Here is a 2,429-nt window from a genome sequence, read left to right as displayed (position 1 = left end):
GCAGTTTGCGTAGGGCGGATAAGCCGAAGGCGCATCCGCCGTCACCCCAATCCCAAACTCACCAATAACTCGCCCTAATCCCCTCGAACATACCGTTGACTCAACCGGGTCAACAACGTGGCTGCCACACCAATCGCCAACCACACGGGGCCCACCACAATCGCGAGAAACACCCCGTCAATAATCCCCATGCTCGCAATCATCCAGGGAATCACCGGAAAACCAAACCCGTTTCGACGACTGTTCTCCCAGCGAGCCACCACAGTCACCGCCAGGGTATAAACCGTCTGAATACCGCCCGCCAACCACACCAGCGCGGGCACCTCCCCCACCAGGGCCATCGCGGTCACCGCGTAAACCCCAAGCCGGGTCAACGCCATCAGAAACACCGTACTCCAATGCTTCTTATGCAACGCATCGTACAGAACAATCACCGACAATAGAGCCAACCCCGCCAAGGGCGCCCGATCGTCCGGCGCAAAAAACAGAAACACAAACCCCGTGGCAAACAGCCCCAACGCGATACTCAACACCTGCCGCGGTCGAACCCGCCCCGAAGGAATGGGACGATAGGGCTGATGCTGGGTATCCCAATCCCGATCACAATAATCGTTCAGCGTCATACCACCGGCATAAAAACAGGAAACGGCAAAGATCAACAAACCGATGGTGTAACTACCACCAACGGTAGCACTGACCAACACGGCAGTCGTCAGGATGTTCATCCACACCGTCGGCAGGTTACTGACCCGCCCCAGGGCTAACAGGGTTTTTACAGAAGGCATAACATTCTCAAATCGGTAGATAGATTAACGTTGGCAGCGAGGCCGTGCGTGGGGGATACCGTTTGTAGACCCGCCGTGAACCCATCCATGGGGGCTTCTCGTCGACATCCATGTCTCCGAGAGTCTACAAACGGTATCCCCCACGCACGGCCGGCCAGTCACTTCGCCAAGATCACCTTTAAAGGTAATTAGCTGACTAATCAAACAGATGTTTCAACATAAGATCACAGACATCCGTCGCCGGCACGCGTCCGTCGGGAATCAATTGCGGCTCCGTACTCATCAACAAAGGCAGCGACTCCGGCGAACCATCACTCACCCCATGGGAACCTTTCACCAACTCCGGCGCAACGGCAATCACATCCATCACATAACGAAAGCCCAGTTTCTTCTGAGCCACCCGACGCGCCGCCTTCAATTTCGGAAACCGAAGCTTCGGGTCAAAAAACAACTCGCAGGGATCAAACCCCGGCTTGCGGTGAATTTCCACCTGATGGGCGTAATCCGGCTGGCGCTCATCGTCCAACCAGAAATAATAAGTAAACCAGCTATCGGCATTGGCCAGCAGCACCAGCTCACCGCTGCGCTCATGATCCAGCCCCAGTTCGGCCTGTTCGGTTTTATCCAGAACCCGATCAATGCCTTCCACCCCTTCAAAGACCCGACGAACCGCCGGAATATCATCGGGGTTGTGCACATAGACATGGGCAATCTGGTGGTCCGCAACCGCGAAGGCGCGGCTGCTGAAGTAATCCAGATACTCTTTACCCAAATCCACCTTCACCGACACCATGCCCGCCTCATGGAGTAGTCGATTCGGGTGCACAGCGCGGTTGACGTTCTGAATACCGTACTCGGACAACACCATCACGCGACAACCGCGCTGTTCGAAGAAGTCGAGCAGATCCCCCACCAGGGTATCGATTTCCTTCAGGTCCTGTGCAATATCGCCGTCGGGCCCCTCTTTCTGCAACACATAATCCAGATGGGGCAGATAAACGAGCTGCAGGCTGGGTTGCTTCTCTTCTTCAATATACTTCGCCGCGTCCGCAATCCACTGGCTGGATTTGATGCTGGTCATCGGGCCCCAGAAGTTGAACAACGGGAAGTTACCGAATTTTTCACTCAGGGTGTGGCGCAGCTCCAGCGGGCAGGTATAGCAGTCCGGCTCTTTGCGGCCATCGGCGAGGTAGAGCGGGCGCGGCGTGAGGGTCCAGTCGGCATCGGTGGCCATGGCGTACCACCAGAAGGTGTTGCTGCAGGTAAAGCTCGGGTCGCGTTCTTTCGCCAGGTGCCACACTTTGGGACTCTGTACCAGCTTATTACTTTGCCGCCAGAGCCAGACTTCGTTCATGTCCCGAAAATACCAACCATTAGCCACAATGCCATGATCTTTCGGTGACTTACCAGTGGTGTAAGTGGCTTGGGCAGTACAGGTAACGGCGGGAATTACCGGTTCGATATCGGTAGCCTGATCCCGAAGTCTATTCAGGTTCGGGGTATGTTCGCCCAATAATTTTCTCGTGAGACCTACGACGTTAAGGACAACGGTTCTGTGCATTTCTATACTCGTATTTTCGGCTTGGTGAGGAGCGAGCCATCCGTAGGGCGGTTCAAGACCCGCCGTAAACCCATCCCTGGGGG

General features: G+C 55.6%; 2 protein-coding genes. Both read right to left on the bottom strand.

What is annotated here, in order from left to right:
- Positions 1-74 precede the first annotated feature (74 nt).
- Positions 75-785: a UbiA family prenyltransferase gene (locus tag B3520_RS12370; protein WP_286804402.1), complete on the bottom strand. Its 711-nt coding sequence runs from the start codon at positions 783-785 to the stop codon at positions 75-77.
- A 196-nt stretch (positions 786-981) separates the two neighbouring features.
- Positions 982-2,346: an alkaline phosphatase family protein gene (locus tag B3520_RS12365; RefSeq protein ID WP_286804401.1), complete on the bottom strand. Its 1,365-nt coding sequence runs from the start codon at positions 2,344-2,346 to the stop codon at positions 982-984.
- Positions 2,347-2,429: the final 83 nt, after the last annotated feature.

The organism is Marinimicrobium sp. UBA4509, from assembly GCF_002388575.1.
Taxonomy (GTDB): Bacteria; Pseudomonadota; Gammaproteobacteria; order Pseudomonadales; family Cellvibrionaceae; genus Marinimicrobium; species Marinimicrobium koreense.
Note: the sequence above shows the minus strand (reverse complement) of the source record. Positions and strands in the feature narration are given on the sequence as shown.

Coding starts and splice junctions, on each gene's coding strand:
- B3520_RS12365 (WP_286804401.1), bottom strand. CDS start 2,346: ATGCACAGAACCGTTGTCCTTAACGTCGTAGGTCTCACGAGAAAATTA.
- B3520_RS12370 (WP_286804402.1), bottom strand. CDS start 785: ATGCCTTCTGTAAAAACCCTGTTAGCCCTGGGGCGGGTCAGTAACCTG.